At 49.1% G+C, this 26021-nt stretch carries 26 protein-coding genes and 1 other RNA gene; 8 read left to right on the top strand and 19 right to left on the bottom strand.

Annotated features, from left to right (window positions below):
- Window positions 1-172: 172 nt before the first annotated feature.
- From ftsA to rnpB, 15 genes are all read right to left on the bottom strand, one after another.
- On the bottom strand, window positions 173-1411 hold the full coding sequence (ftsA, locus tag ACR2PX_RS04805; RefSeq protein WP_433998228.1) for a cell division protein FtsA: 1239 nt from the start codon (window positions 1409-1411) through the stop codon (window positions 173-175).
- A 92-nt stretch (window positions 1412-1503) separates the two neighbouring features.
- Entirely contained in the window at window positions 1504-2283 is a 780-nt protein-coding gene (locus tag ACR2PX_RS04800; RefSeq protein WP_433998227.1) for a cell division protein FtsQ/DivIB, read from the bottom strand.
- A complete protein-coding gene (locus ACR2PX_RS04795) occupies window positions 2255-3265 on the bottom strand; it encodes a D-alanine--D-alanine ligase (protein ID WP_433998226.1) in 1011 nt (336 codons plus the stop codon). Before ACR2PX_RS04795 ends, ACR2PX_RS04800 begins: the two co-directional genes overlap by 29 nt.
- Complete coding sequence (gene murC, locus ACR2PX_RS04790) at window positions 3265-4737, bottom strand: UDP-N-acetylmuramate--L-alanine ligase (RefSeq protein ID WP_433998225.1); 1473 nt, start codon at window positions 4735-4737, stop codon at window positions 3265-3267. Before murC ends, ACR2PX_RS04795 begins: the two co-directional genes overlap by 1 nt.
- Window positions 4727-5815 carry an undecaprenyldiphospho-muramoylpentapeptide beta-N-acetylglucosaminyltransferase gene (gene murG, locus ACR2PX_RS04785; RefSeq protein WP_433998224.1) on the bottom strand — a complete coding sequence of 363 codons (1089 nt, stop codon included), beginning with the start codon at window positions 5813-5815 and terminating at the stop codon, window positions 4727-4729. The genes murC and murG overlap by 11 nt, the downstream gene beginning before the upstream one ends.
- Window positions 5812-6996, bottom strand: coding sequence for a putative lipid II flippase FtsW (ftsW, locus tag ACR2PX_RS04780; RefSeq protein ID WP_433998223.1), 1185 nt, complete (start codon window positions 6994-6996; stop codon window positions 5812-5814). The genes murG and ftsW overlap by 4 nt, the downstream gene beginning before the upstream one ends.
- Window positions 6993-8309: a UDP-N-acetylmuramoyl-L-alanine--D-glutamate ligase gene (murD, locus tag ACR2PX_RS04775; RefSeq protein ID WP_433998222.1), complete on the bottom strand. Its 1317-nt coding sequence runs from the start codon at window positions 8307-8309 to the stop codon at window positions 6993-6995. Before murD ends, ftsW begins: the two co-directional genes overlap by 4 nt.
- Window positions 8310-8374: 65 nt before the next feature.
- On the bottom strand, window positions 8375-9457 hold the full coding sequence (mraY, locus tag ACR2PX_RS04770) for a phospho-N-acetylmuramoyl-pentapeptide-transferase (protein WP_433998221.1): 1083 nt from the start codon (window positions 9455-9457) through the stop codon (window positions 8375-8377).
- A gap of 2 nt (window positions 9458-9459) precedes the next feature.
- A complete protein-coding gene (locus ACR2PX_RS04765) occupies window positions 9460-10878 on the bottom strand; it encodes a UDP-N-acetylmuramoyl-tripeptide--D-alanyl-D-alanine ligase (RefSeq protein ID WP_433998220.1) in 1419 nt (472 codons plus the stop codon).
- A complete protein-coding gene (locus ACR2PX_RS04760) occupies window positions 10875-12401 on the bottom strand; it encodes a UDP-N-acetylmuramoyl-L-alanyl-D-glutamate--2,6-diaminopimelate ligase (protein ID WP_433998219.1) in 1527 nt (508 codons plus the stop codon). The genes ACR2PX_RS04765 and ACR2PX_RS04760 overlap by 4 nt, the downstream gene beginning before the upstream one ends.
- Window positions 12398-14179 (bottom strand): peptidoglycan D,D-transpeptidase FtsI family protein, encoded by a 1782-nt coding sequence (locus ACR2PX_RS04755; protein ID WP_433998218.1) that lies wholly within the window; start codon window positions 14177-14179, stop codon window positions 12398-12400. The genes ACR2PX_RS04760 and ACR2PX_RS04755 overlap by 4 nt, the downstream gene beginning before the upstream one ends.
- Window positions 14176-14472: a cell division protein FtsL gene (gene ftsL / locus ACR2PX_RS04750; protein ID WP_433998217.1), complete on the bottom strand. Its 297-nt coding sequence runs from the start codon at window positions 14470-14472 to the stop codon at window positions 14176-14178. The genes ACR2PX_RS04755 and ftsL overlap by 4 nt, the downstream gene beginning before the upstream one ends.
- 13 nt (window positions 14473-14485) lie before the next feature.
- Window positions 14486-15418 carry a 16S rRNA (cytosine(1402)-N(4))-methyltransferase RsmH gene (rsmH, locus tag ACR2PX_RS04745; protein ID WP_433998216.1) on the bottom strand — a complete coding sequence of 311 codons (933 nt, stop codon included), beginning with the start codon at window positions 15416-15418 and terminating at the stop codon, window positions 14486-14488.
- Between the two features lie 24 nt (window positions 15419-15442).
- Window positions 15443-15898 (bottom strand): division/cell wall cluster transcriptional repressor MraZ, encoded by a 456-nt coding sequence (gene mraZ / locus ACR2PX_RS04740; RefSeq protein WP_433998215.1) that lies wholly within the window; start codon window positions 15896-15898, stop codon window positions 15443-15445.
- Window positions 15899-16327: 429 nt separating this feature from the next.
- An RNA gene (rnpB, locus tag ACR2PX_RS04735) (RNase P RNA component class A) lies at window positions 16328-16706 on the bottom strand.
- A gap of 162 nt (window positions 16707-16868) precedes the next feature.
- On the opposite strand from rnpB, the gene ACR2PX_RS04730 reads away from it, so the two are divergent.
- Window positions 16869-17768, top strand: a complete 900-nt coding sequence (locus tag ACR2PX_RS04730) for a hypothetical protein (RefSeq protein ID WP_433998214.1) — start codon at window positions 16869-16871, stop codon at window positions 17766-17768.
- A 76-nt stretch (window positions 17769-17844) separates the two neighbouring features.
- On the opposite strand, the gene rsmI is transcribed toward ACR2PX_RS04730, so the two are convergent.
- Window positions 17845-18681 carry a 16S rRNA (cytidine(1402)-2'-O)-methyltransferase gene (rsmI, locus tag ACR2PX_RS04725; RefSeq protein WP_433998213.1) on the bottom strand — a complete coding sequence of 279 codons (837 nt, stop codon included), beginning with the start codon at window positions 18679-18681 and terminating at the stop codon, window positions 17845-17847.
- Window positions 18682-18906: 225 nt separating this feature from the next.
- On the opposite strand from rsmI, the gene ACR2PX_RS04720 reads away from it, so the two are divergent.
- From ACR2PX_RS04720 to ACR2PX_RS04695, 6 genes are all read left to right on the top strand, one after another.
- Window positions 18907-20787: a penicillin-binding protein activator gene (locus tag ACR2PX_RS04720; RefSeq protein ID WP_433998212.1), complete on the top strand. Its 1881-nt coding sequence runs from the start codon at window positions 18907-18909 to the stop codon at window positions 20785-20787.
- Window positions 20759-21145, top strand: coding sequence for a YraN family protein (locus ACR2PX_RS04715; RefSeq protein ID WP_433998211.1), 387 nt, complete (start codon window positions 20759-20761; stop codon window positions 21143-21145). Before ACR2PX_RS04720 ends, ACR2PX_RS04715 begins: the two co-directional genes overlap by 29 nt.
- 238 nt (window positions 21146-21383) lie before the next feature.
- Complete coding sequence (locus tag ACR2PX_RS04710) at window positions 21384-21968, top strand: phosphoheptose isomerase (protein WP_433998210.1); 585 nt, start codon at window positions 21384-21386, stop codon at window positions 21966-21968.
- A gap of 42 nt (window positions 21969-22010) precedes the next feature.
- The gene (locus ACR2PX_RS04705) at window positions 22011-22583 is read left to right on the top strand and encodes a BON domain-containing protein (protein WP_433998209.1); all 573 of its coding nucleotides are present in this window, start codon (window positions 22011-22013) and stop codon (window positions 22581-22583) included.
- Window positions 22584-22916: 333 nt separating this feature from the next.
- Entirely contained in the window at window positions 22917-23300 is a 384-nt protein-coding gene (grcA, locus tag ACR2PX_RS04700) for an autonomous glycyl radical cofactor GrcA (RefSeq protein WP_433998208.1), read from the top strand.
- Between the two features lie 182 nt (window positions 23301-23482).
- Window positions 23483-24085, top strand: a complete 603-nt coding sequence (locus ACR2PX_RS04695) for a glutamine amidotransferase-related protein (RefSeq protein ID WP_433998207.1) — start codon at window positions 23483-23485, stop codon at window positions 24083-24085.
- Between the two features lie 5 nt (window positions 24086-24090).
- Here ACR2PX_RS04695 and ACR2PX_RS04690 read toward each other — a convergent pair whose 3' ends face one another.
- From ACR2PX_RS04690 to ACR2PX_RS04680, 3 genes are all read right to left on the bottom strand, one after another.
- Window positions 24091-24579 (bottom strand): rhodanese-like domain-containing protein, encoded by a 489-nt coding sequence (locus ACR2PX_RS04690; protein ID WP_433998206.1) that lies wholly within the window; start codon window positions 24577-24579, stop codon window positions 24091-24093.
- Between the two features lie 118 nt (window positions 24580-24697).
- The gene (locus ACR2PX_RS04685) at window positions 24698-24910 is read right to left on the bottom strand and encodes a YgdI/YgdR family lipoprotein (protein WP_433998205.1); all 213 of its coding nucleotides are present in this window, start codon (window positions 24908-24910) and stop codon (window positions 24698-24700) included.
- Between the two features lie 169 nt (window positions 24911-25079).
- Window positions 25080-25682, bottom strand: a complete 603-nt coding sequence (locus ACR2PX_RS04680; RefSeq protein ID WP_433998204.1) for an NADPH-dependent FMN reductase — start codon at window positions 25680-25682, stop codon at window positions 25080-25082.
- Window positions 25683-25724: 42 nt separating this feature from the next.
- Between ACR2PX_RS04680 and ACR2PX_RS04675 the strand changes: the two genes are divergently transcribed.
- On the top strand, window positions 25725-25868 hold the full coding sequence (locus ACR2PX_RS04675; RefSeq protein ID WP_433998203.1) for a hypothetical protein: 144 nt from the start codon (window positions 25725-25727) through the stop codon (window positions 25866-25868).
- Window positions 25869-26021 lie beyond the last annotated feature (153 nt).

The raw sequence follows: 26021 nt of genomic DNA, 5'->3' as shown, positions 1-26021 counted from the left end.
TCACCGTAAACAGGATATTATCTGAATATTCATTGCCACAACACCTCGTTTACTTACCGTAAAAACACTCTGCAAAATACTATTTTGAACAGTGCGTTCCTCTTTTGCCGCAGACAATCTGTTTATTGCCCTACGAAAGCGAACACTTCTATTGATGGCACCAGCCCCTCAATCAGAAGTTACCTTGAAACCATTTTTTAAGCCGATTGAGCAGGCCTTCTTCCTTTCTGCTGAAACCAGCGGTTTCCCTGCGCCCTTCCTGCTGAGCTTTCAAACCATAATGAAGCAGCCCGACACCTGTCGCATAAATAGGATTACATACGACATCTGCCAACCCTTGAATGGCCTGGGGCATACCGAGCCTGACCGGCATATGAAAAATTTCTTCTGCCAGATCAATAGCTCCTTCGATCTTGGAGGTTCCCCCCGTCAATACGATACCTGCCGGAATAAGATCCTCAAAACCACTGCGTCTCAATTCCGCCTGAATCAAGGTGAACAGTTCATCATATCTGGGCTCAACCACTTCTGCCAGAGACTGTCGTGACAACTCCCTGGCGGGTCTGTCCCCAACACTGGGCACTTTGATCATATCTTCAGCACCGGCCAGCTGGATCAGAGCGCAGGCATATTTAATCTTAAGCTCTTCTGCATGCTGAGTGGGCGTTCTCAAAGCCATGGCGATGTCATTCGTCACCTGATCACCCGCTATTGGAATGACCGCTGTATGTCGAATAGCCCCCTGAGTGAAGATGGCAATATCAGTGGTACCACCACCAATATCCACCATACACACACCGAGCTCTTTTTCATCTTCTGAAAGCACTGAATAGCTGGAAGCCAGCTGTTCCAGGATAATGTCGTCTACTTCCAGACCGCAACGTTTAATACAGTTTTCGATATTCTGTGAAGCATTGACTGCACAGGTCACCAAATGCACTTTAGCTTCCAGTCGCACACCCGACATACCCAGAGGCTCTTTCACACCTTCCTGAGTATCAATCACATATTCCTGAGGAAGAATATGAAGAATTTTCTGATCTGCAGGAATCGCGACCGCCTGCGCTGCATCAATAACCCGGTCAATATCAGCCCGGGTAACCTCACGCTCCCTGATAGCCACAATGCCATGGGAGTTCAGGCTGCGAATATGATTTCCTGCAATGCCGGCATAGACGGAGTGAATCTGACAACCCGCCATCAATTCTGCCTCTTCCACCGCCCTTTTAATGGCATGGACTGTAGAGTCAATATTGACCACAACACCTCGCTTTAAACCCCGCGAGGTATGCGAGCCGATCCCGATCACTTCCAGCTGACCATCTGCGGTTATTTCACCCACGATCGCCACAACCTTGGAAGTACCAATGTCGAGTCCGACGATTAAATTTCCGTTATCTGCCGTTGTCATGGCATCTATCTTCCCAAACCACTCAACCTGTAATAGTCAGTGCGTCGAACCCATTACTCCAGTGGTACCATGAAACCGAGAAACACAGATCTTTATAGCTGTTTCCAGGCCACCGAAGCCCCATTTAAATAACGCAAGTCAACGCGCCTTACATCCTGCCAGCGATCATCAAGCCTTGAATGATATAGCCTGATAAAACGCTGCAGTCTTTCCATTCTTCGATCACGTCCCAAATTGACATCAACATGATCCACTTTCAGCCACCAGGAGTCTGTCGTACTGAGTCTCAACTCACGAACAGCGACCCCCAGAGGCCTGATCACCTGACTAAATGCCAGGTATTGCTGCATAACATCCTGCGAACGATCTTCTGGACCTGCCAGTTTTGGCAGCTTGCTGAATACATCCAGCAATCCGGGCCTGAAGACCTCACCATCAACATCGATCAACCCATCATCCTGCCAGCGGGCAATCGGCTTACGCTCTTCCAGCCGGACCACCAGGGTATTCGGCCACTCTCTGCGTAAACTGGCTTCCCGAACCCAGGGCATCTCTAAAACAACCCTTCGCATCTCTTCCAGGTCGAGGTAAAAAAATCGGTTTTCCAACCAGGGAGCCAACTGTTTTTCAACATCACCACGTTCCAGATAATTGAACGTAGAACGCACTTCCACTCGTGCTATCGGCTGGTTAACCCACTTCATCAACGCTGGCCAGAACCAAAGCAGAGATCCGGCCAGAGCACAAACAGTGGTCAGGACCAGCAAACGGCGCCAGGGAATATAGCGCGCCTGTTTTTTCTCATTGCCTCGACTCGCCCCTCGACTGCGTCTGGCTGACTCGTCAGATGGCTTCTGATTCTGCTTGTACAAGCTCTTTACTTCCCTTTATTCCGCCATCTTTCTGATGAGCCGGTGACAGGGACGACTTCAGAATCTCCAGAACCAGCGCTTCAAAACTCAAACCCACAGACTTTGCAGCCATAGGGACGAGGCTCGTATCAGTCATACCTGGTACAGTGTTCACTTCCAGTAGCCAAAAGCGCCCTCTCTCGTCCTGCATGAAGTCAACTCGACCCCAGCCAGAGCAGCCCAACGTCTCGAAAGCCGTCAGAGCCAAAGCCTGCAACTCCTGCTCCTTGCTGTCGGTCAGCCCGCAGGGCAGATGGTATTGTGTATTCCCAGAGACATACTTGGCTTCATAGTCATAGAATGACTCTGCCGACTCAATTCGAATAGCGGGTAGAGGCTGGCCATTAAGAATGGTGACCGTGAACTCAGGCCCATCAATAAACTGCTCCACCAATACTGACCCACCATACCCGGAAGCTTGCTCCCAGGCAGGCAAAAGATCTTGTTCCCGATCGACCCGGGCAACACCGACACTGGAACCCTCAAGACTCGGCTTTACAAAGGCTGGCAATATTTCAACACAGCAGTCGAGGTTATCTGCATGCTCAATCAGCATGAAATCAGGGGTTGGCAACCCAACCGCCTGCCAGAGCAGCTTGCTTCTGTACTTATCCATAGCCAATGCCGATGACATGATGTCACTGCCAGCATAGGGGATATCCATTTGGTCAAGCAGCCCCTGAACAGTGCCATCTTCACCACGCGGCCCGTGCAGGGCAATAAAAACTCGATCAGGTTTCTCTTCCACCAACTGACTGACCAGACCTTCAACCGGATCAACCAGACAACAATCTACACCACTGCTTTGTAATGCTTCGAAGATTCGCTTTCCTGAAGCCAGACTCACTTCCCGTTCAGCCGAGCAACCACCCAGTAAAACAGCTACTTTTCCAAAAGCTTTTGGATCAATAACTTCACGAACTTGTTCCTGGCTATACATCATCAAGCTACCCTTCCATCCTGAGTTTTGTCTTCCAGCTTTTCTCCAAGCTCTGCCGCCAGTCTCGCAGCCAAAGCTCCGATGTCTCCGGCTCCCTGGGTCAGAACCAGGTCACTGTCTTCAACAACGCCTTGCAAGACGGTTCCCACTTCATCAGGGCTGGAGATAAAAATAGGCTCCAGCTGGCCTCTCTGACGAATACTTCGACAAAGACTTCGACTGTCTGCACCTGGAATCGGCTCTTCCCCTGCCGGGTAGACTTCCATCAAGAGCAACACATCGACCTGGGACAGCACCTCAACAAAATCTTCGTAAAGATCGCGGGTTCTCGAATAGCGGTGGGGCTGGTAAACCATAACCAGCCTCTTGTCAGGCCACCCGGCCCGTATGGCCTTGATCGTTGCAGCCACCTCGGTGGGGTGATGCCCGTAATCATCAACAAGCATGACTTGGGCAGATTCTGTCTGAAAATGCCCCTGCACCTGGAATCGTCTGCCCACACCCTGAAACTGCTTCAGTCCTTCACAGATGACCTCATCGGGCATACCTTCATCCGATGCAACGACATAGGTAGCAAGTGCGTTAAGAACATTGTGGCGGCCGGGTATGTTCAGCTCAACTTTTACCTTTTTATTGTCGTTTAATTTCCGTTCCAGTTCAAAACTGGTTTTCATGCCTTTTTGTTGAATATTGACAGCACGGAAATCCGCTTCTTCACTCTCACCATAGGTAATTATTTGTCGTTTAATTAATGGTAACAGTTCTTGCACTACAGGGCAGTCAATACACACTACTGCCAGACCATAAAATGGCAGGTTGTGAAGAAAATCCACAAAGGTTTTCTTTAGCTTGCCAAAATCTCCTTCATATGTCGCCATATGATCTGCATCAATATTGGTCACAATAGAAACCATAGGCTGCAGATGAAGGAATGATGCATCAGACTCATCAGCCTCTGCGACCAGGTAACGGCTGCCTCCAAGCTTGGCATTGGTACCTGCAGAATTCAGGCGGCCACCAATCACAAAAGTAGGATCCAGTCCGCCATACCCCAGCACAGACGCCAGTAAACTGGTGGTCGTGGTCTTGCCATGAGTACCCGCGACAGCAATCCCATGACGGTAGCGCATAAGCTCAGCCAGCATTTCTGCTCTGGGCACAACGGGCACACGCTGCTCCCTTGCTTCAACAACTTCCGGGTTTTCTGATGCCACGGCGGTTGAAGTCACAACGACATCAGCCCCTTTAACGTTTTCGGCTTCATGACCAATAAAGACGGTGATACCCTGATCTTCAAGTCGCTTTGTAACCGGAGAGCGTCTGATGTCTGAACCAGAGATCTGATACCCCTGGTTCTTCAGTACTTCCGCTATACCACACATACCCGAACCGCCAATACCGACAAAATGGATGCGTTTTATACGACGCATTTCGGGTATAGGAGCAATAGGAAAGATAGGTTTATTAGCAGGCATGAGCCACCTCCAGACAATGATCAGCTACTTCTTCAGCCGCCATAGGCTTGGCAACACTGCCTGCAGCCCTGGCCATAGTGACCAGCTGCTCGGGATTGCCCACAATATTTTCTAACATGTCTATAAGACAGTCTTCGTTCAAATCTTTTTGCTGCACCATCAGGGCTGCCCCCTGATTCACCAGATATTGCCCATTGACTGTTTGATGATCATCAACAGCGTATGGGTATGGCACCAGTACAGCAGCCCTCTGGGCCATGGCCAACTCTGAAACCGTCAAAGCGCCTGACCGACATACCACCAGATCAGCCCATTCATAAGCCCCGGCCATATCATCGATAAAGGGCTCGACCCGACCACTCACACCCAGCTCAGAATACAGCTCCCGGGTAGCATCCAGGTTATTCTTGCCGGTTTGATGCCAGACCTCGATACGACCTTTAAACTTTGCCAGCACTCTCGGAACCAGTTGATTAATCGCCACCGCACCTCTACTGCCCCCCACCACCAGCAGCTTTAAAGCTCTGCCAGTCAGCTCTGCAGGTCTACCCAGGTCAGCAATATCTGTTCTTACAGGATTACCGGTCAGAATAAATTTTCCAGAGCCATTTACAGAACCAAATGCATCGGGAAAAGCCAGCAGCACTTTGCGGGCAATTCTGGACAATATCTTGTTAGTGAATCCGGCAATGGCATTCTGCTCATGGATCACCAGAGGGATACCAGCCAATCGCGCTGCTACTCCACCTGGTCCAGTCACAAACCCGCCCATACCAAGCACACAAACAGGCTTACAGCTACGTATTACTTTCAAAGCACGATGCAGTGAGATAACAAGCTTCCAGGGTGCTTTAAGCAAAAAGCTCAACCCTTTGCCCCTCAGTCCGGTGACTGGAATAAAACTAATCTCAAACCCATGACGCGGAACCAGCTCTGCCTCCATACTGTTGGGCGTTCCCAACCAGTGAATAGCATAACCACGCTTCTCAAGCTCTCTTGCCGTGGCCAGCGCAGGAAATATATGCCCGCCTGTACCGCCCGCCATTATCAAAACAGCAGGTTTATCAGTAGCACTCATGACGCCCCCCTGCTTTTTTTCTCTGTCTCGACATTAAACTGCCGTCGCTCATAATCAATTCGCAACAATAATCCAAAGGCCAGGCAGTTAATCAAAAGACTACTGCCTCCATAACTGATCAGAGGCAATGCCAACCCTTTGGTTGGCAGCAATCCGGTATTAACACCAATATTGATCAACGCCTGACTGCCAAATAACAAACCAATTCCGTAGGCCACATAGCCATGGAACAGTAATTTTTTCGCCTCAGCCCTGAAGCCAATCTGCATGGCTCTCCAGGATATAAACAGAATCAAAGTCAGGACAGAAACTGCCCCGAGCACACCAAACTCTTCAGCCAGAACCGCAAAGACAAAATCGGTATGAGCTTCTGGCAAATAGAAAAGCTTCTGCAGACTATTACCCAGGCCCTCACCAAACCACTCACCCCGTCCAAAAGCGATCAGGGACTGAGTTAACTGATATCCGCTGCCAAAAGCATTGGCCCAGGGATCCATATAAGAAGCCAGACGAGCCATACGATAAGGTTCAAAAACAATCAGGGCGACAATAAAGCCGACCAGCAGCAGGATCAGAATAATGAATTGCCAGAGCCTGGCTCCTGCCAGAAAAATCATTCCCATGGATGCGCCCATCAATACTACAAGGGCCCCGAAGTCCGGCTCCATTAACAGCAACACTGAAGAGACGAAGAGAATCGCCATAGGCTTGAGAAAGCCTGTCCATTTCGTTCTAACTTCTTCAAGTCGACGAACCAGATAGGCAGCCAGATAAACAACAATCATCAACTTGGCAGCTTCGGAAGCCTGAAGGTTGAAAAAACCAAGAGGAATCCAACGAACACTGCCATTAATCTCCCGACCTACAACCAGCACTATCACTAAGAGTCCCAGACCACCGAACAGAGAGACCCAGCTGTATTTTTCTACTGTCTTCACCGGGACTATCAGCATGATTCCCATCAAAAACAGGCCGGCACCCACAAACAAACCCTGTTTGATCAAAATGTAGAATGGGTTGGAATACAGACTGCCCGCCACTTCCATAGATGCGGAACTGACCATAATCAGACCAACGACCAGAAGCCCCAGCACCGCACCCAACAAAGACAGATCAAGAGCACTGCTCTTGCCGGTAAAGGGTGACGCTATCTCGCTGAGAAGCTTCTGGTGCAGAGTCATGCAAGCCGCTCCCTGACCAGAGCGGTATAAACATCACCCCGTTGCTCAAAACTATTGAACATATCAAAACTGGCACAGGCAGGTGCCAGCAGGACTGCATCCCCACTTTCACTGACTTCATAAGCGCGTGCTATGGCTGCAGCCAGGTCTTCAGCAAACTGAACAGGGATCACTTCACTAACAGCTATTTCAATGTCAGCTGCATCTCGCCCCATCAGCACGACTTCACGGCCATATTTTTGTAACGGCTGCTTCAGCTGATTAAAATCAGCTCCTTTGCCATCACCGCCCGCTATGAGAACAATTTTTCCGGTCAGGGTTTCCCCCAAACCTTCAATAGCCGCAACGGATGCGCCTACATTGGTGGCTTTTGAATCATTAATCCACACCACCCCATCTTTTTCTGCAACCCACTGACAACGATGCGAAAGACCCGTGAAGCGACTGAGAGCATCCAGCATTGACACCATGGGAATACCCACTGAATCACCCAGAGCGAGTGCAGCCAGCGCATTCACTTGATTGTGACGGCCCGGTAATTTCATGGCTGCAGTATTCGAAAGTCTTTCGACCCCTTTGCAAAGCCAGGTACCTTCGTCATCCTCAATCAATCCATAGTCGTGCAAATCCGGCTTACCAGAAGTGAACGCTGTCGCTGCAGTAGCCTCAGGAAGCAAGGGGACGGTCAATGCATCCTGTTTGTTGTATACAGCATGTTTGCAACCACGGTATATACGCTGTTTAGCCTTATGGTAATCCATCATGGAATCGTAGCGGTCCATGTGGTCAGGACTGACATTCAATACGGTTGCAGCTGCCGCCCTTAAAGTGTGAGTCGTTTCCAACTGGAAGCTGGATAACTCAAGTATGTAGAGGTCGACGTCCGTCCGTTCAAGCAGTTCAAGAGCTGGAGTACCGATATTGCCGCCAACGGCAACATTCAAGCCCGCTTCCTTAGCCATTTCACCCAGCAGGGTCGTCACAGTACTTTTGCCATTAGAGCCGGTGATGGCTACTACAGGCTTATCCACGTCCCGACAAAACAGTTCAATATCACCGATCGCTTCAGCCCCGTTATTGACTGCCTTGGCAATCTCTGGGGTAGCAAGAGCAATACCCGGACTGAGAATCAACTCATCTGCTTCCTGCAGCCAATCGACATTCAGCCCACCCAGGTGGACCGGGATATCAGGAAAAGAAGCTCTGAGCTCATCGATACCAGGAGGATTCTCCCGTGTATCCATCACTTTGAATGACCGCTGTTTTTCAGCAAGGTATCGCACACAGGACAACCCGGTCTTGCCGAGTCCCACAACTACTCTTGTACGATTTGAACTAATCAATGCTGACACGCGTATAAAATCCCGACCAAGCTGTGTTAACGAATCTTCAGTGATGCAAGACCAATGAGAACCAGAATCAGTGTGATGATCCAAAAACGAACAATCACCCTGGGCTCTGGCCACCCTTTAAGTTCAAAATGATGATGCAAAGGAGCCATACGGAATATTCTGCGCCCCGTTAACTTAAACGACGCCACCTGCAAAATGACCGAAACGGTCTCCATGACAAAAACACCGCCCATAATGATCAGTACGATTTCCTGACGAACAATAACCGCCAGCACACCCAATGCAGCTCCCAGCGCCAGTGCCCCTACATCTCCCATAAAGACCTGAGCGGGATAGGTGTTAAACCAGAGGAAGGACAGACCCGCACCGCCTATGGCAGCACAGAAGACCACCAGCTCACCCGAGCCGGGGACAAAGGGAATCAGCAGGTACTGGGCAAAGTTTGCATGACCACTGGCATACGCAAAAATAGCCAGGGCAGCAGCCACCAGCACGGTAGGCATTATCGCCAGACCATCCAGGCCATCGGTAAGATTCACAGCATTACTGCATCCGACAATGGTTAGATAAGCCAACACAATAAAGAAAGGACCGAGATCAATCACAACACTTTTGAAGAACGGGACAATCAGACTGGTCTCTACGGGTGATTTGGCGGTAGCGTAGAGAAAAACAGCCGCACTCAGACCACCCACAGATTGCCAGAAAAACTTCCAGCGTGCTGGCAAACCCCTTGAGTTCTTTTCGACCACCTTCCGGTAATCATCCACCCAGCCAACAATACCAAATACCGCTGTCACCAATAAAACCACCCAGATATAGCGGTTATTCAGGTTAGCCCATAACAAAGTACTGACGGCAATACAGACCAGAATCAGCGCACCACCCATGGTGGGTGTTCCCGCTTTGCTGAGGTGAGACTGAGGACCATCATCACGGACAGTCTGACCAATCTGGTGATAGCTCAGCCGGCGAATCATATGAGGCCCTAGCCAGAGCCCCATACCCAAAGCAGTGAGCACACCCAGAATCGCCCTGAGTGTAAGATATTTGAAAACGGCAAAGCCGTGATAGTATTGCGACAGAAAATCCGCAAGCCAGAGCAGCATTATCAGCGCTCTCCCTTATATTCTGATCCCACCAGGGATCGGACTACATCCAACATTTCCATTCCTCTCGATCCCTTGACGAGAACAGTGACAGAACAATTGTCCTGATGTTCTCTGAACGCCTGTATCTGGGTTCTTACCCAGTTCGAGAGAGCCTCTTTATCATCAAAATGCTGACCATTATCATTATTGAACGCGTTTACAGCGGCGATAGACGCCGTACCGTAAGCAGCAAAACAATCAATATTTCTGGTAGCAGCATAGTCACCCACATCAACATGCCGGGCTTCAGTCACCTCGCCAAGGTCCAACATATCCCCCAGCACCATAAGGGTTTTACCTTCACAATCAGCAAGCTGATCAATGGCTGCCAGGGTAGCAATTGGACTGGCGTTATAACTCTCGTCAATGACCAGAACACCGTCAGACAGAGGATAACGAGTCCCTCTTCGTTGATAGGGCCGAGCATTCTCCAGCCCCTTGGCAATAATGTCCAGCCCCAACCCAACGGCTAATGCAGCCGCAGCTGCACAGCAAGCGTTCTGAACCTGATGTTTGCCCCAGAAAGCCAATTGAACAACCGCCTGACTTTCGACCCCTTTCTGACTGACATGCAATCTAAAACTCATACCTTCCGAAGTCGAAGACACCTCAGAAGCAAACACATCCGCTTCTGGCTTATCCAGACTGAAAGACACCACTCTTCGACCAGACTGTTTCAAAGCCCTTTCTTGCCAATGCTGAAAGCTCGGGTCATCCAAATTCAATACAGCCGTACCATTTTCCTTGAGACCTTCGAGAATGAAGCCTTTCTCATGAATAACCCCCTCAAGCGTTAACAAATCCTTGAGGTGATTTTCTGCGGCATTCATGATGATGGAAACATCCGGTTCAGTCAGGCGAGTAATGTAATCAATTTCACCGGGAGAGCTGGTTCCTAATTCAATCACAGCATGCTGCTGGTCTTCTTCCAGCCTGAACAGTGTGAGCGGCACACCATAGGCATTATTCAAATTGCCTTCAGTGGCCAGAACCTTGCCTGCCTGCTCAAATACTGACGCCAGCATCTCTTTAACAGAGGTCTTTCCGCAGGTTCCGGTAACGGCCACCACCGGCGCATGAAAACCCTCTCGATTAAACTGGCCCAGTCGACCAAGAGCTTTTTCGGTATCCCTGACCAGAATCTGGGCAACTCCAAGCTCTTCAACAGGTTCCTGAACTACCACCGCAGAAGCTCCGGCGTCCCTGGCTTGTCTGACATAGGCATGGCCATCAAACCGGGGGCCCTTAATGGCAACAAATAGATTCCCCTGCTCAAGTGTTCGGGTATCAATGCTGATACCCGAAACGCGGGCATCACTGCCTGACAGAACACCGCCCAGAACTTCCGTTAACTCAGACAGGGTGAATGATCGAATCATAATGCCCCCTCCCTGATGGAAACGTATTCTGGTCGCCAAAGGTCCAGAGCCTTAATGGCCTCTTCGCAATCATCGAAATGATGACGAACCCCATTAACCTCCTGATAGTCCTCGTGCCCCTTACCCGCAATGACAACAATATCTCCGGGAGCAGCAGCAGAAACAGCCTGCTGAATAGCTTCAGCTCGATTAACAACAGAGGTCACACAAGCGCCGGACTGATCAACACCATCCAGCGCATCTTTAATAATTTCGTCAGGATCTTCACTACGGGGGTTATCACTGGTGACCACTACTTCATCAGCGCCTTTGATAGCAGCCCGGGTCATGAGAGGTCTCTTGCCTCTATCACGATCACCACCACAGCCAAAGACACAGATTAATTTTGAAGCACCATGCTCACGCAATGCTCTCAGTACACTGATCAGAGCATCCGGTGTGTGGGCATAATCCACCACAACCACGGGCTTAGAGTCGCCCCCTAACCTTTGTATTCTTCCTGGCACAGTACTCAGTTGAGGGATCTGTTCAAGAACTTGCTTAAGAGGGTAGCCCTGACAGCAAACAGCACCGATGACCGCTAAAAGATTCTCCAGACTGAAACGTCCAAGCTGGGGAGTCTTTAATAACCCTTTCCCCCAGGGAGTCACCAAATCTGCCTGAACACCTTCCGCATCCAGAACAATATTACGAGCAGAGATATCCGCTTGATTCGAGACCATGGAGAAAGTAAAAACGTCAGTATCATCGGAACAGCTGGACACCATCAGCTCACTGTATTCATCATCCAGATTTATGATGGCCTTTCTGACTCTGCCTTCAGCAAAAAGCAAAGCCTTGGCCTTCGCATAGGCGTCCATTGTCTGATGATAATCAAGATGATCACGACTGATATTCGTGAAAACGCCTACTTCAAACTTCAGCTGATCCGCACGCCCTTGATGCAACCCGTGAGAAGAAACCTCCATAGCCATGGAAGAAACATGGCTATCCACCAGTTCAGCCATAAAGCCCTGGGTAGAGACAGGATCAGAAGTCGTATTCAAACAGGGCTGCAATTGGGGAGGAACACCTTTGCCCAGCGTCCCCATCACAGCACAGGATTCACCCAGCAAAGAAAGCAGTTGAGCGGTAAACCAGCAGGTAGAGGTTTTCCCATTGGTTCCGGTAACCCCCATCAGATTCAGCTTTGAAGAGGGCTGCCGATAAAATCGATCGGCAAGAAAGCTTAAATGCCCCTTTAAATTTTCAATAAAAATAATGGGCTTGCCAGCAAGCATGTCTGTTTCAAGGTGAGACTGAACCATAGACTCTGCAAGCACTGCAGCTGCCCCTGCTGCCACAGCCGCATCAATAAATTCCCGACCATCAGAACTCAGACCCGGCACAGCCAGAAACAGCTCACCCCCGATCAGCTTGCGGCTGTCGAGGGCCAGTCCTGTCAGCTTTATGTCTTTATCCAGCGGAGTTTGATTCAGCACCTCCAGCACTTCATTTAAAGACGTCATTTGACACGAGGTCATGTTCCATCCTGTTTCAGTTTCATAACTCCAATCCGTCCCAGATTGGCTCTTCCAGCTGTCAGCACTTTGTCTTCACTGGGTCTGACACCCAGCATTCGCAAAGCCTGACCATTCACTTTAGAAAAGACCGGTCCTGCAATCACACCCCCGTAGTAATCTTTTCCTGAGGGGTCATCAATAATCACAACCGTCGCAATACGAGGATTTTCTACTGGTGCCACGCCGGCAAAAAGACCAACGTAACGATCTTCAAGGTAACCACTGCCACCGACTTTCTTAACCGTCCCCGTTTTGCCCCCTACATTGTAGGACTTAACGGCACCTCGCCAGCCTGTGCCACCTTTACTGACCACTTTACCCAACATGGCCATAACATCATGGGCCACCTCTTCATCCATGACCCTGACACCATCAGGAGCTACATCCCGTTTAATCAGGGATGCAGGTCTGAGAAGGCCACCAGATCCCAGTACTGAATAAGCCTGAGCTAGCTGCAGCGGGGTAACGGTGAGACCATAACCAAAAGAGAGCGTCGCCACCTCAATATCGCTCCAGCGATCTTTATAGGGAAGAAAACCCGCTCTTTCACCCGGAAAACCTGTACCTGGACTCTGCCCTACACCCACACGCCGAAGCAGATCCACTACTTTATCAACGCCAATATCGAGCGCCATTTTGGTCACGCCGATGTTGCTGGACTTTTTCAAAACCGTTTCGACATCAATCGTTCCATAACCCCTGACATCCCGAACCGCATTTCGGCCGACACGCAAATAACCCACACCGGTTTTAATCTGGGTATAACGATCATACTTTCCGGTTTCCATGGCAGCAGCCACAGTAAAAGGCTTCAAGGTAGAGCCCGGCTCCACCAGATCAGTCATTACCCGGTTTCTCATACGGTAGGGCTGCAGACCAGTTCGATTATTCGGGTTATAGGAAGGCTGATTAACCATAGCCAGAATTTCTCCGGTCTGAACATCAATCATCACCAGTGATCCCGCCGAAGCCTTGGCTTTTTCTACCGCGCTTTTCAACTCCCGGTAAGCCATGTACTGGAGTCGGGAATCAATACTGAGCATCAATTCCTTTCCGGGCTGAGCGCTTTCCACCAGTTCTGCCTCTTTGGCCAGACGACCCCGGCGATCTTTTAGTAATCTTCGGGTACCCTCGGTGCCGGTCAACCAGTGATCGTAACCCAGCTCAAGGCCTTCCTGCCCTTTATCATCAATACCTGTAATGCCAACCAGATGCGCCGTCACTTCACCCATGGGGTAGTAACGGCGTTGTTCATCAAGAATATGAACACCCGGCACTTTCAGCGCTTTAACTTTCTCGCCCTGTTCCGGCGTCATTTGTCGCTTGAGATAAATAAATTCTTTTGCAGCGCTCTTATTCACCCTGCCAGCCAGCCAGCTCTTATCGACTTTCAGAGCGAATGCCAGTTCATTCCAACGCTCTGGCGCTTTAATAAGCTCCTGAGGATCAGCCCAGACGGTCATGACAGGGGCACTTACAGCCAGAATTTTGCCATTCCGATCAAATATGACACCTCGGTGTGCCGGAATGGACTCATGACGGACAGACCGCTTATCTCCTTCATTCTGGAGAAAATTACGATTCAAAACCTGAAGATCTACGAGGCGATAGCAAATTACCAAACCGGCCGTTATAAACAACAGCTGCAGGAGTTTGATTCTCCAGCGGTAAGGCATGGCATTTTCTTTGCCAGTTTGTTTTTTTCTGCTGGCGCTGACTATCCTTGCTGCAGATTTCACGGCGCCACCATTTTGATACGTCCAGCGTCAGGCACTTCCATGTCCAACTCTTCCCTTGCAATTTTATCCACTCGCCCGGGATTGGTCAGGGAACTCTGCTCCAGAAGCAGCTTCCCCCATTCAACCTGAGCCTTGTTCCTTTGCTCCAATGCCCGTTGAAGCTCGTTGTGAAGCCGTCTGTTTTCATGACCGACAAAGCTCACTGCGACACCAGACACAAGTACACTGGCCAGCAGCAGAGCACTGACTAAATTGGATTTCTGAAACAACGCCTGCAGCGGTTTTCTATCCATTTTTCCAGCCTTGTCAGATCAGCTTCTCGGCAATACGCATGACCGCGCTTCTCGCTCTTGGATTCGCCCTAACTTCTTGCTCACTCGGCTTAGTCGCCTTACCTATGGGTCGTAGTCGTTTATTGAGCTGATCTTCCGTTACTGGCATCCAGCGCGGCAGCTCATCACCTTTGGCCTGTCTTCGTATAAACCTTTTGGCAATCCTGTCTTCCAGTGAGTGGAAACTGATAACCACCAGACGCCCACCTGGTTTAAGGACTTCCAGAGCAATATCAAGACAATCCACCAGATCGTCCAACTCTCGGTTAATATGTATACGAATTGCCTGAAACGCTCTGGTAGCCGGGTGCTTACCCTTCTCTCTGGAGGGGCTGGAAGCAGCAATAATTCCTGCCAGTCGCTTCGTAGTTGTAATAGGCTCTTCTTGCCTTTCCCTGACAATTGCTCTGGCAATTCTGCGCGAAAAACGATCTTCGCCGAACTCCCAGATTACCTTACTGATTTCTTGCTCTTCGGCACGGTTAATCCAATCTGCAGCACTCTCTCCCTGGGCGGTATTCATCCGCATATCCAGAGGTCCATCCTGCATAAAGCTGAAGCCTCGCTCAGCATTATCCAGCTGTGGCGAAGAAACCCCCAAGTCTAACAGGACGCCTTCCACTTTCTCGCCGTCAAGGGCTTCTTCCAGCTGTGCAAAAGAGCCATGGAATAAGGAAAAACGGCTGTCACTTTCAGCAAGCTGCTCTGCAACAGCAATGGCTCCGGGGTCTTTATCTATCCCCAAAAGCCGTCCCTTGTCTGAAAGCTTTTCCAAAACAGCGCGACTATGACCACCACGACCGAATGTTCCATCGACATAGATCCCGTCAGGATCTGTGACCAGAGCTTCAACCGCTTCATTTAACAGCACGGTAATGTGCTGATCTGATTGTTCTTGCAATGACATCTATCATGCCCGGGCTCTCACCCATTAAAGGGACAAAGACTGGAGCTCAGCCGGTACTTCACCGGATTCACTGGCTTCCTGAAGATAATCGTCTCGCCGCTGGTTCCAGCAGGCTTCGTCCCACAGTTCAAACTTTTTTCCCTGACCCAGAAGAATGCAGTGCTTATCCAAACCTGCATACTCCCTGAGCAAGGGAGGTACCAAAACTCGGCCACTGCCATCCATATCGATGTCGGTGGCATGCCCGATAAGAAGTCTTTGAATTCGGCGCGTCATTGGATGAAAGCTGGGCAAGGCTTCAATCTTTGCCTGAATCGCCTCCCATTCATCCTGTGGATATATCAATAGACAGGGCTCGTCGGTATCAATAGTTGCCACCATGCTGCCTTCACAGCGATCTCTCAACACCTGCCGATAACGGGTAGGTATTGCAAGACGCCCTTTAGCATCAAGGTTGATGGCATTGACCCCACGAAACAAAACAGTTCTCCCTGGTCAAGTCAGACAGAATGACAGGCCGCAGCCCGAAGAGAAAAAAGTGTTCATTTTCACCCCTCTTTCCCACATCATGCCCATTCAACTCCACAATTATCCACTTTACGCCACTGAAGCACACTATAGAAATCTCAAAAACCCACGTCAAGGTCAGAATCTGTCTGCTGCGTCAAAGAATTGACCAGTCCAGAGACCTCACAACCAGAGCTTTGCATCAAAAAAGTGCATGAAAATGAGCAGCTTGGGGAAGAGAGCTGTTTAAGCTCATGAAGCAGGAAACGCGTTTGAAAAAAATGTAAAAATTTCAAACAATTGCCTATCTGGATGCAGACAACGCCCAATCCATTGCAGACTGGATATTCACATCATCCGAGATCAGTTCAGGAAAAAACTCTAAACAGCGGAAGAAAAAAAAGCTCGAGTTGGCCTGTAAGCCGGGTTCTGTCCAACCTGTAAACAGGTCTGGGCAATCATTCATCTGGGATGCCTGTCACCAGACACCTCAAGCAACCTACCCGAATCCAGTGCGGGCCACACCTCTAGGATTCCTATTTGGTCTTGCTCCAGGCGGGGTTTACCATGCCGTGAACTGTTGCCAGTCACGCGGTGCGCTCTTACCGCACCCTTTCACCCTTACCGGCTACCTGACGGTAGCTTAGGCGGTCTGCTCTCTGCTGCACTTTCCGTAGGCTTTCGCCCCCCAGGCGTTACCTGGCGCCACACCCTTTGGAGCCCGGACTTTCCTCCACCAGATACTGAAACAGTATCCAACAGCGACTGCCCGGCCAACTCGAGGCGGCGAATACTACCGAATGATCCCGCTCACTGCAATTCGTTCATTTCCCAAAGTTATAAAAAAAGCCAGCTTCGACACATGATTCATAACGTTCCCGCTTCAGCAGGATCCTTATACATGACTAGAATTCATCCACTTAACTTTCGACATTAATTAAAAATGAACCTGCAAAAACATCTACCTCTGTCACTTCTCATGGGTTCAACTGCGCTTTTTGGAGCCAGCCACACCTTAACCCCGGCACCACCAGAGCAGCACAACGTTTCAATGAAGTTTGAAGCCACTGTAGAACTTACCAACCACACACGGGTCCACGCGAGCAAAATAGAGCTGGGAACTGAGAAGTGCCGTCCGATGACATCCAGCCAGGAAAGTCAGTTACATTTTGCTGAGAACGCTCTTAACCCCGCTACGCTTTCTGACTACAAATCAAAATACCTGTCAGACCAATATGAAATCTGTACGCCTTCTTCTCTATGGGTCACTGAAAAAGCCAACCTCATAACACAGGATTTCATCTACCTGGGACAGTACTCGCAAATACTGTTGCACCAAGGCACGCTTACTCCGCCCCCAGGGTCCTTTATCGCGCTTAGGCCCACCCTCAAAGCATCTTTTCCACGAATAGTTATGGAGAGTTGCTCCACTATCCAGGCCGAATGGATTAACATTCGCATCACCGCACAAGACAACCAATGGCTGCCACCTGCCTCCAAAACAGTGTTACTTAAAGCCATTCACTCCCCTTTCTGCGAAGAAATAACACCCGACTTTCGCATCGCTAGCAGCCTGACCCAAAAGTGGTCAATCGAAACCCGACAATCCGACTCAACGGAGTTTATTGCTGTTCGGGAAGACATTCCATTTTTATACAGCCAGGCGGCCTCTCCCTCTCTACAAAAAGAAGCAGAGTTCATTGATATGGAACTAAGAAGAGAGGCTTCGGAAAACCCAGGCAGTAATGCCGCCCAGGCTTTGGCAAAACTGGATCGTATCTCAGAACAGAATCAGTATGACGAAGCAGTCAGAGAATTAATTGCGCGAAGGCAACAAAACTGATTAACGGAAAAAGCAGATTTACCAGAATGAAAAGATAGAAGCATCAGGCTCCACAACAGAGCCTGAAAGAAGACACTTATTTCATTGAAAGCGACAATTCATACAGCTGTTTCTTGCGATATCCGGAAACATCTGCAATCACTGCCGCTGCTTTTTTAGGCGGCAACTCTTTCAACAACCGCTGCAGCAACTTCACCGTATCAGGATCCACTGACTCTTCTTTCTGCTCAGCAGCACCTTCCACCAGCACCACAAACTCTCCACGGCACTGATTGGAATCTTCTTGTAAAATTTTCTCCACCTCTTCAACAGTACCAGCAAGAACCGTTTCAAATGTTTTGGTCATTTCTCTGGCCAAAACAATGTAACGATCCTTACCCAGCACTTCCCGGAAGTCTGCCAGACTATCCAGAATTCGGTGCGTGGACTCGTACACTGCCCATGTATGCGGCATAATGCCCAACGCTTCGAGCTTTTTTTTCCTGCCGGACGATTTGGCAGGCAGAAAACCTTCAAAATAGAATCGGTCAGTCGGCAAACCACTGACCGATAGAGCCGCTACCAGTGCACAGGCACCTGGAACAGGTGCCACCTTAATACCCTGCTCCCTGACTGTTCGTACCAATACGAACCCGGGATCTGAAATCAGTGGCGTCCCCGCATCACTGATCAATGCGACAGAATCCCCTTGCTGCAATCGAGCCAGAAGCACTTCAGCCTGATGCCTTTCATTATGCTCATGACAGGGAATCATGGGAGTCTCGATTCCAAAGTGATTGAGAAGCTTACGACTGTGTCGGGTATCTTCTGCCGCAATCACTGAAACCTGTTTCAAGACCTCAATAGCTCTCGGCGTCATATCATCGAGATTACCAATGGGGGTTGAAACAACAAAAAGGGTGCTTTCAGACATATCCTGCCAGCCAGTCAATCGATCATGAAAACCATTCATAATCGAGGGAAATAAAGTCAAACGGCCATGAGTTTACTCTTTTCAAAGGCTTGTTGACAGATTCCTTAATGACTTGACCACTTATCTCTGTCCCATCAGGCTGACGCACAAGGCGTGTTGGGGTAGACTACTGTCATCAAAAACAGTTCGGTCGTTGACTCCGATTTTATGAGCCAGAAGTTTTTTATGAGCCAGAGCCTGCCCAAGCACAGTCTGATAACCACCCTGCTGATTAGCGCAGTGCTGGCAGGGTGCTCATCACAACCCAGCAAAGTGGTTGAACAGCCTCTACCAGCCTACGAACTCGCTCCCGAGGGAGCCGATCAGTTGCTGGAACGCGCCAAGCGCAGCCCATTTCCAGAGAGTGCCAAGCTGAAAATTCAGGCCGCTGACCAGCTAATCAATGATCAGATGGTCAGAGCACAAGCTATTCTGGACAGCCTGAATTACGAAGAACTGCCTGAACCCCAGAGAGCTGAAATGGCACTTGCAAGAGCTCGCATCGCTGAGCAGACAGGGCAAAACTGGGAAATATTTTTCTGGCTGGATCGAGCCTCGGTCATCAACAGCAGCAACACCCAACTCCGGGATCAAAGCCATACCCTCAAGGCCCGGGCCTACAACCGCTATAGAGAGTACGTTGCAGCCCTGGATGAATGGAGCATGCTGTCCAACATCAGTGAGCTTGACCAACAACCCAAAAACCGGGATGCCTTTTGGGAGACTCTGCTCAACGCCCCTGAAGAACGTCTGATTACTCTGGGCAGCCAGAGCAGCAACGAAGCCATGAAAGGCTGGCTGGAACTTGCCCTGGTTTACCGCCCCGGAAAATCATTGGACCAGCAGCTGTCTGATTTGAGCAACTGGCGAAGTCGCTGGCCAAGCCACACCGCTATCGCTTATCTGCCAAAGGATATCAGTGCCCTTCAGATAGCCAGCACCCAACAACCTGACAAAATTGCGCTTCTTCTTCCCGTCAGTGGACCACTGGCATCTGCTGGCAGAGCCATTCGAGACGGCTTCCTTGCAGCCTATTATCACGATCTTTCAGAGTCTGCAGAGACCATACCTGAAGTGACTATCATGGACACTCACGGCAAGAATGTCGTTGAGCTGGCCAATGATGCCAAAAACAAAGGCACTGAGCTGATTATCGGCCCTCTGGACAAAATCAATGTCAGCCTGCTGAAAGAGAATACGCCTGAAGGCGTTACCGTACTTGCGTTAAACACATTGGAAGGCAGTGGCAACCACTCTCTTCAAAAAGACAGTTTTTACGAGTATGGCCTTTCTACTGAAGATGAAGCCAGAGCCGTTGCCCGCCGTGGCATTCTGGACGGACATCGCCGTGTACTAATCATACGTCCGGAAACGTCATGGGGTGACAGAGCCACTAACAGCTTTGTTGCCGAATGGACCAAACTCGGTGGCGAAGTGGCCGGCATTTCTGAATTCAACAACAAAACCGAATTCAGCCAACTGGCTGGCCAGGCCTTACTGGTTGACGAAAGCCAGAAGCGAGCCAAAGAACTCAACAGAGTTCTCAGAGAAAAGTTAGGCTTTGAGCCTCGGAGAAGGCACGATGTCGACATGATCTACATGCCTTCAAACCCTAAAGAAGCCCGCCAGCTTAAACCGGCTCTTTCTTACCAGTTCGCTGGTAAACTGCCGGTTTACGCAACTTCCAGCGCATACACCGGCAGAGTCAGCCCAAGCAGGGACCAGGATCTGGACAACCTCAGAGTGCCCGTGATGACCTGGTACCTCCCAGACCAGAAAGGCAACCTTGAGTCCAACATCCGAGCCACATGGAGCAGCTCCAGGGGACAATATGGCAGCCTTTACGCCATGGGTGCTGATGCCTTCAAGTTGTATCCTCGTCTGCAGCAACTTGCCAGCCTGCCCGGCAGCCGACTGGAAGGACTGACAGGACTGCTCAGCATCAATAGCACTCATCATGTTGAAAGAGAGTTGTCATGGCAGGTTTTCCGCAACGGTCGACTGAGACCTCTCCCTATTCCAGTCCAAGACAAAGCCGATGTTCTGGCAGTTAAAGCTTCACAATAACAAAGGCATTTCTGCAGAAAACCGGGCTCTGAAATACCTCAGAGCCCGGGGCATGAAACTGATCCATAGAAACTATGCCTGCAAAGCAGGAGAGATAGACCTGGTCATGCTTGACAAAGAAACGCTGGTTTTCATAGAAGTTCGCTTCAGAACCCAATCACAATATGGCTCAGCCGCCGACTCAATCACCTCCAGCAAACAAAACAAAATCAGAAAGACCGCCGACCACTTTCTGGCTTACCACCGTAACCATCAACACAGGTTATGCCGCTTTGATGCTCTTCTGCTCAAAAATTCACCCACACACCATGACGCAAGTCAGGAAAAGCTTATAGAATGGCTTCAGGGTATTTTTTGATCCAACGCTTAACTAAACAACAGAGTACAGCTAAAACCAACTCACCCTCTATTTTCTCTCTGCATCAAACGCAAGGGTATAATAAAAAGGGGTAATGAAAAAAAAATCACGGTAAACTAACTGTTCTATTACTATCCCCCATGAATTCATAAGGCTTTCACGATTTTCATGATGCCCATAGCGAAAGAAAATGCCTATAGCAAAAGATACAGCGGCAAACCATTCGGGATTTTGAGACATGCATGAGCGCATCACACAACACTTTTCAGACAGCATTGATGCCAAGATCCGTGCTGCAGATAGCCTGCCTCCCCTGATCGCTCAGGCATCCGAAATGATGGTGCAATCTCTTCTGAACGAAGGAAAAATCCTCGCCTGTGGCAATGGAGGCTCAGCGGGCGATGCCCAGCACTTTGTTTCCGAACTGCTGAACCGTTACGAGCGGGAAAGACCTGCCCTGCCTGCCATGTCTCTGTGTGCTGACAGCCTGACATTAAGCTCAATTGCCAACGACACCAGTTTTCATGAGGTCTTTTCAAAACAGATTCGGGCATTGGGCCAACAAGGCGACATTCTGCTGGCCATATCGACATCAGGCAATTGCCCCAATATTGTTCAGGCGATACAGGCAGCTCATGACCGGGATATTCAAGTGATTGCCCTGACCGGCAAAAGCGGAGGGGATATGGCCAGATTACTGCACCCAGAAGATATTGAAATCCGGGTTCCAGACAATAGCTCCCCCCGCATTCAGGAAGTTCATACACTGGTCATTCATTGCCTGTGTGATCTGATCGATGAATTCCTGTTTTCCGGGGAATAATACGGACTCCATTTAATTCATCACCGACCGGGAGATTATAAGGTGAAGCGTTTATGCGCCCTGATTTTAACCAGCTCACTGTTTCTGCTGGGTGGCTGTGCAACCATTGTAGACAGCTTTAATGAAGACCCTATCAGCATGGACCCTACCGAGCGTTCATGGGGCAACTGGATAGACGACCAGACTATTGAAACCGTAGCGGCGGTCAATATCAATAAAGCCGATGAACGCTTTAAAGACAGCCGGGTAAAGATTGTCAGCTTTAACGGCACGGTACTACTGGTTGGTCAGGTACCCAGTGCTGAACTTAAGCGACTTGCAGAAGAAACCACCAAGACTGTCGACGAAGTCCACAAGGTTTATAACGAACTCACTGTTGGCAGCAACGCCAGCCTGCTTGAGCAGAGCAATGATTCCTGGCTCACCACCAAGGTGAAGACCAACCTGATCAAGAGCGAAGAAATCTCTGCAGATCGCATCAAGATCAACACCGAAAAAGGGACCGTTTATCTGATGGGACTTACCAGCCCACGGCAGGCACAGGTAGCGGTTGATATTGTCAGAAACACCGGCGGTGTTCAGAAAATTGTAAAAGTCTTCGAGTATATTCGCTAAGCAATTCAGTACGAACTGGCACAAACATTCTCAACAAAAACCACCCGTTTGTGTCAGTATTTTTCACCCACCTCCCTAAAACCCATACATTTAATAAGTTAAGTAAGAATGCTTACTTATATGCCCGATTGAGATTGCTATGATGCCATTCAATTTCTCCAAGACCTGCATTAGCCCGGAAAAATGATAAAGCCGCTTTGGTTATTGTAATGACGAGAGAAATACCGGAAAGCTTACTTTTGATGTGTACGTTAATAACACAGTGAGCAACAAGCTCGACACATTATGAAATTTCCGGGCTACTGAAAACAGAATCAAGGGTTAAGACGTATCATGAAAGGCATTCAAATCATCTCCAGCGAAAACAGCGCCCTGGTTAACTCCATCTGGCTGATTGATGCAGCCACTCAAGAAGCTCGCTTGATCTGCGCTAAAGGCGACGAGCTGGAAAACGACACCGTTCTGCCAGTAGAAAAACTGGGAACGTTCGAAAGTCGTGATATCGAGCTGACGTTTGAAGAAAAGACCATCCGTGAAGGCGGTCAACACCTGAACGTCAACGTTCTGTCCCGTGAAAAGCTGGAAGAAGCCGCCGCCAACCCAGAGAAATACCCGTCTCTGACCATCCGCGTTTCTGGTTATGCGGTACGTTTCAACTCCCTGACCCCAGAACAACAGCGCGACGTTATTACTCGCACTTTCACCAACGAAATGTAAATGCTGTTCCGGAGGAAAACCCTTGTTTTCCTCCCCCGCCTAAAAACCCTCCTATCTTTCTTCTTATTATTTTTGAGCGTTGCTTTTAATGCGCTATGCCGGTTGATTCATCACACAGGGGAGCTGCAATTTGAACTTACTACTGCTTAAATAAAAGCTCACACTGATTGACTGAGAATAAGATGGATCAAAATAAAGCCGACCAGGTCATCATCATCGATTGTGGTAGCAGCAAAACCATCGAGATACAAAACATTCTCTCCCATCTTGGCATTCCATCCCACATCACCCCCCTGAAAGAAGCCAACCATTCCCTTTTCAACAAAGCACCTGCTGTTATTATTTCCGGGGGTCCGCATCTGTTTACTGAGAGCCCTGAGAAAAAAAATGAATTGATGCAGCAATTTCAGTTTTTACAACAACCACTCCCACCCACTCTCGGAATTTGTCTGGGACATCAGGCTATAGCCCTGACATACGGAGGTGAAGTCTATCGAGACCAGGAAAGAAGAGAACAAGACAAGATTGTCATTCTGGATGACCACCCTCTGTTTGATAATCTTCCCACAGATCCCCTCTTCAAAGAGGATCATTGTGAAGGAATACAGACAGGTGAAAAGACAAGCGTTCTGGCACGATCAGAGTTTTACGACGTTGAGGCCATTAAAATCCAAGATCGCCCTATACTGGGTGTGCAATTCCACCCGGAAGTGTCCGGGGAAAATGGAAAGAAATTGCTCTCAAATTTTATGAACTGGGCATTAAAACAGAATAAAGCCGACTGAGTCGGCTAACCGGACTTTTCCAGTGCATGCCCTTTCCCTTTCCATGCTTCCTGACCACCAGGGTGACGAAAAACATTATGATACCCCAGGCGCACAGCCCACATGGCAGCGTTATGACCACGCAGACAGCTTGTTCTGCCACAGGTAAACACCAGAACCCTCCCTTTGTCATCCAGCAGCCGAACAAAATCCTCTTCCTTTAACCCATCCATCAAAGAATCATCCCAGCCATCACTCATAACCGCAGTTTTTGGAAAAGTGAAATTAACAGCACCTGGAATATGACCTTTTCTGTAATCTTCTGCCTTTCTGACATCTACGAGCAGAAAAGGCTCTTCAGAATCGATCATCTGGGCCAGCTCATCCGTTGTAATCAGACCATAGCCTGAATCCTCTGCCTGCCTGGCCAGATCGACACTGGTTTGCTCCAGCACAGCTTCCTGCTTGTATTTATCAACACAAGCTGAGAGCAACAAGGCTAATGACAAAAGCATGAACCCCCGCCACCTTGATAACAGGGGATTCGACAATCTAAATGCCATGCCCACCATAAACTTGTTTTACTCCACTTTCCCGGCCTGAAATCACTACTGACAAACTCAGCAATAAATATTATTTTTCATGAATCTCGAGGACTTCATCACCATTCACACTGGCTTCAAAACCATCCAGAGTTTCGTACTCATAGAAGCCGTCACTGTTCATGTGTGGTGTGTCTTTTGACGTAATTGAACGACCATCTTTGAGCGTAATAATGTGAGGGCTGGAACAACCAATCAAGAGAACGGCGATAGCTAAAGCAAAAATCAGATTAATGCGTTTCATAAAACACTCCTGTACAACCATCCCCACAGCTTAGAAAAGGATTTCGGCTCTGCAACCAAAATCCGGTATTTTCCTTACAAAGTAAGAGATCCGATCGAAATATCAAGAGTACAATCAAGGAAGAAGAACAAAGGAAGGAAGAGCGCACCAGGCGCTCTTTGAGTCAGAACTACATACCGTTTCGGAACGTTTTGTGATCAATAACACCGCTTTCCCGGACACCCTTGAGCCCAACCGCATACTCTTTCAGGACAGCCAGACTGTAATCCATACGCTCCTGCATATGCTGATCGGCTTCTGCATCTTCACCCGTCATTACAGAAGCAACATTACGGACAATAAGGTGATCCGGAATGTAACAGAGACGGCAGTTTTTATAACTGCTGGAGCGTAACTCTACGATGGGATAAGAGCCCCCCTGCCCTGCAGAGACCGCAGTAATTAGACCTGGTTTATGCCCCAGCTGCGCCGCCCCAAAAATCAGGAAAAAGTTTTTCAGACCTGAGGGAACCATACCATTCCACTCCGGCACCACCACAATAACGGCATCACTGGCGTTCAATGCCGCTCTCCAGGGAGCCAGAAGGGTCTTCCATTCCTCATTACCAGACCAAATGGATTCATCCCACAGCGGCAATGGATTTTCAGCGAGATCAAGCACATCAACCTGATCAAACAATCCCAATGTTTCAGCACGCTCTTTAAGCACATGACTGATACGAGTACTCTGGGATTCTTTCCGATGGCTTCCACTGATAATTGTCAGCTTCATCAGGACCTCTTGTTAACAATTCTGATTATTGATTACGGACAAATGATAACCAAAACCGCCCACTTAAGCGAAGCCAACTCTGCTCTAATGACAGCCAGAAAGGCCAAATCAACCAAAGCCGGAAATCAACGGACACCACAGATAAAAGCCGATGGAAAAACCGGTAAGAAAAAAGCAGGTGAGTGAAATAAAAAAACCGCCATAAATGGCGGTTGTAATTCCTAAAAAGCTGCTGGACAGAGAAAGAGAATAATACCTTTCCCTTGCAGCGACTATCCTTTATCCCATGGTTTTCTCAACCCGCAACGAACAGCAGAGTGAACAGACTGCAAAGCTTCT

Origin of the sequence: Endozoicomonas sp. (assembly GCF_051008435.1) — a bacterium.
Lineage (GTDB): Bacteria > Pseudomonadota > Gammaproteobacteria > Pseudomonadales > Endozoicomonadaceae > Endozoicomonas_A.
This window is presented reverse-complemented; position numbering and strand designations above follow the sequence as displayed.

What these genes read in the sequence shown, in the direction of transcription:
- rsmH (WP_433998216.1), bottom strand. Translation starts at nt 15,418, where the DNA reads ATGTCATTGCAAGAACAATCAGATCAGCACATTACCGTGCTGTTAAAT.
- ACR2PX_RS04695 (WP_433998207.1), top strand. Translation starts at nt 23,483, where the DNA reads ATGGATCAAAATAAAGCCGACCAGGTCATCATCATCGATTGTGGTAGC.
- ACR2PX_RS04715 (WP_433998211.1), top strand. Translation starts at nt 20,759, where the DNA reads ATGTTCTGGCAGTTAAAGCTTCACAATAACAAAGGCATTTCTGCAGAA.
- ACR2PX_RS04685 (WP_433998205.1), bottom strand. Translation starts at nt 24,910, where the DNA reads ATGAAACGCATTAATCTGATTTTTGCTTTAGCTATCGCCGTTCTCTTG.
- ACR2PX_RS04720 (WP_433998212.1), top strand. Translation starts at nt 18,907, where the DNA reads ATGAGCCAGAGCCTGCCCAAGCACAGTCTGATAACCACCCTGCTGATT.
- ACR2PX_RS04710 (WP_433998210.1), top strand. Translation starts at nt 21,384, where the DNA reads ATGCATGAGCGCATCACACAACACTTTTCAGACAGCATTGATGCCAAG.
- grcA (WP_433998208.1), top strand. Translation starts at nt 22,917, where the DNA reads ATGAAAGGCATTCAAATCATCTCCAGCGAAAACAGCGCCCTGGTTAAC.
- ACR2PX_RS04680 (WP_433998204.1), bottom strand. Translation starts at nt 25,682, where the DNA reads ATGAAGCTGACAATTATCAGTGGAAGCCATCGGAAAGAATCCCAGAGT.
- ACR2PX_RS04690 (WP_433998206.1), bottom strand. Translation starts at nt 24,579, where the DNA reads ATGCTTTTGTCATTAGCCTTGTTGCTCTCAGCTTGTGTTGATAAATAC.
- mraY (WP_433998221.1), bottom strand. Translation starts at nt 9,457, where the DNA reads ATGCTGCTCTGGCTTGCGGATTTTCTGTCGCAATACTATCACGGCTTT.
- rsmI (WP_433998213.1), bottom strand. Translation starts at nt 18,681, where the DNA reads ATGTCTGAAAGCACCCTTTTTGTTGTTTCAACCCCCATTGGTAATCTC.
- ftsW (WP_433998223.1), bottom strand. Translation starts at nt 6,996, where the DNA reads ATGACTCTGCACCAGAAGCTTCTCAGCGAGATAGCGTCACCCTTTACC.
- ftsA (WP_433998228.1), bottom strand. Translation starts at nt 1,411, where the DNA reads ATGACAACGGCAGATAACGGAAATTTAATCGTCGGACTCGACATTGGT.
- ACR2PX_RS04730 (WP_433998214.1), top strand. Translation starts at nt 16,869, where the DNA reads ATGAACCTGCAAAAACATCTACCTCTGTCACTTCTCATGGGTTCAACT.
- ACR2PX_RS04760 (WP_433998219.1), bottom strand. Translation starts at nt 12,401, where the DNA reads ATGACCTCGTGTCAAATGACGTCTTTAAATGAAGTGCTGGAGGTGCTG.
- murG (WP_433998224.1), bottom strand. Translation starts at nt 5,815, where the DNA reads ATGAGTGCTACTGATAAACCTGCTGTTTTGATAATGGCGGGCGGTACA.
- ACR2PX_RS04675 (WP_433998203.1), top strand. Translation starts at nt 25,725, where the DNA reads ATGATAACCAAAACCGCCCACTTAAGCGAAGCCAACTCTGCTCTAATG.
- ACR2PX_RS04795 (WP_433998226.1), bottom strand. Translation starts at nt 3,265, where the DNA reads ATGATGTATAGCCAGGAACAAGTTCGTGAAGTTATTGATCCAAAAGCT.
- murC (WP_433998225.1), bottom strand. Translation starts at nt 4,737, where the DNA reads ATGCCTGCTAATAAACCTATCTTTCCTATTGCTCCTATACCCGAAATG.
- ftsL (WP_433998217.1), bottom strand. Translation starts at nt 14,472, where the DNA reads ATGGATAGAAAACCGCTGCAGGCGTTGTTTCAGAAATCCAATTTAGTC.
- ACR2PX_RS04765 (WP_433998220.1), bottom strand. Translation starts at nt 10,878, where the DNA reads ATGATTCGATCATTCACCCTGTCTGAGTTAACGGAAGTTCTGGGCGGT.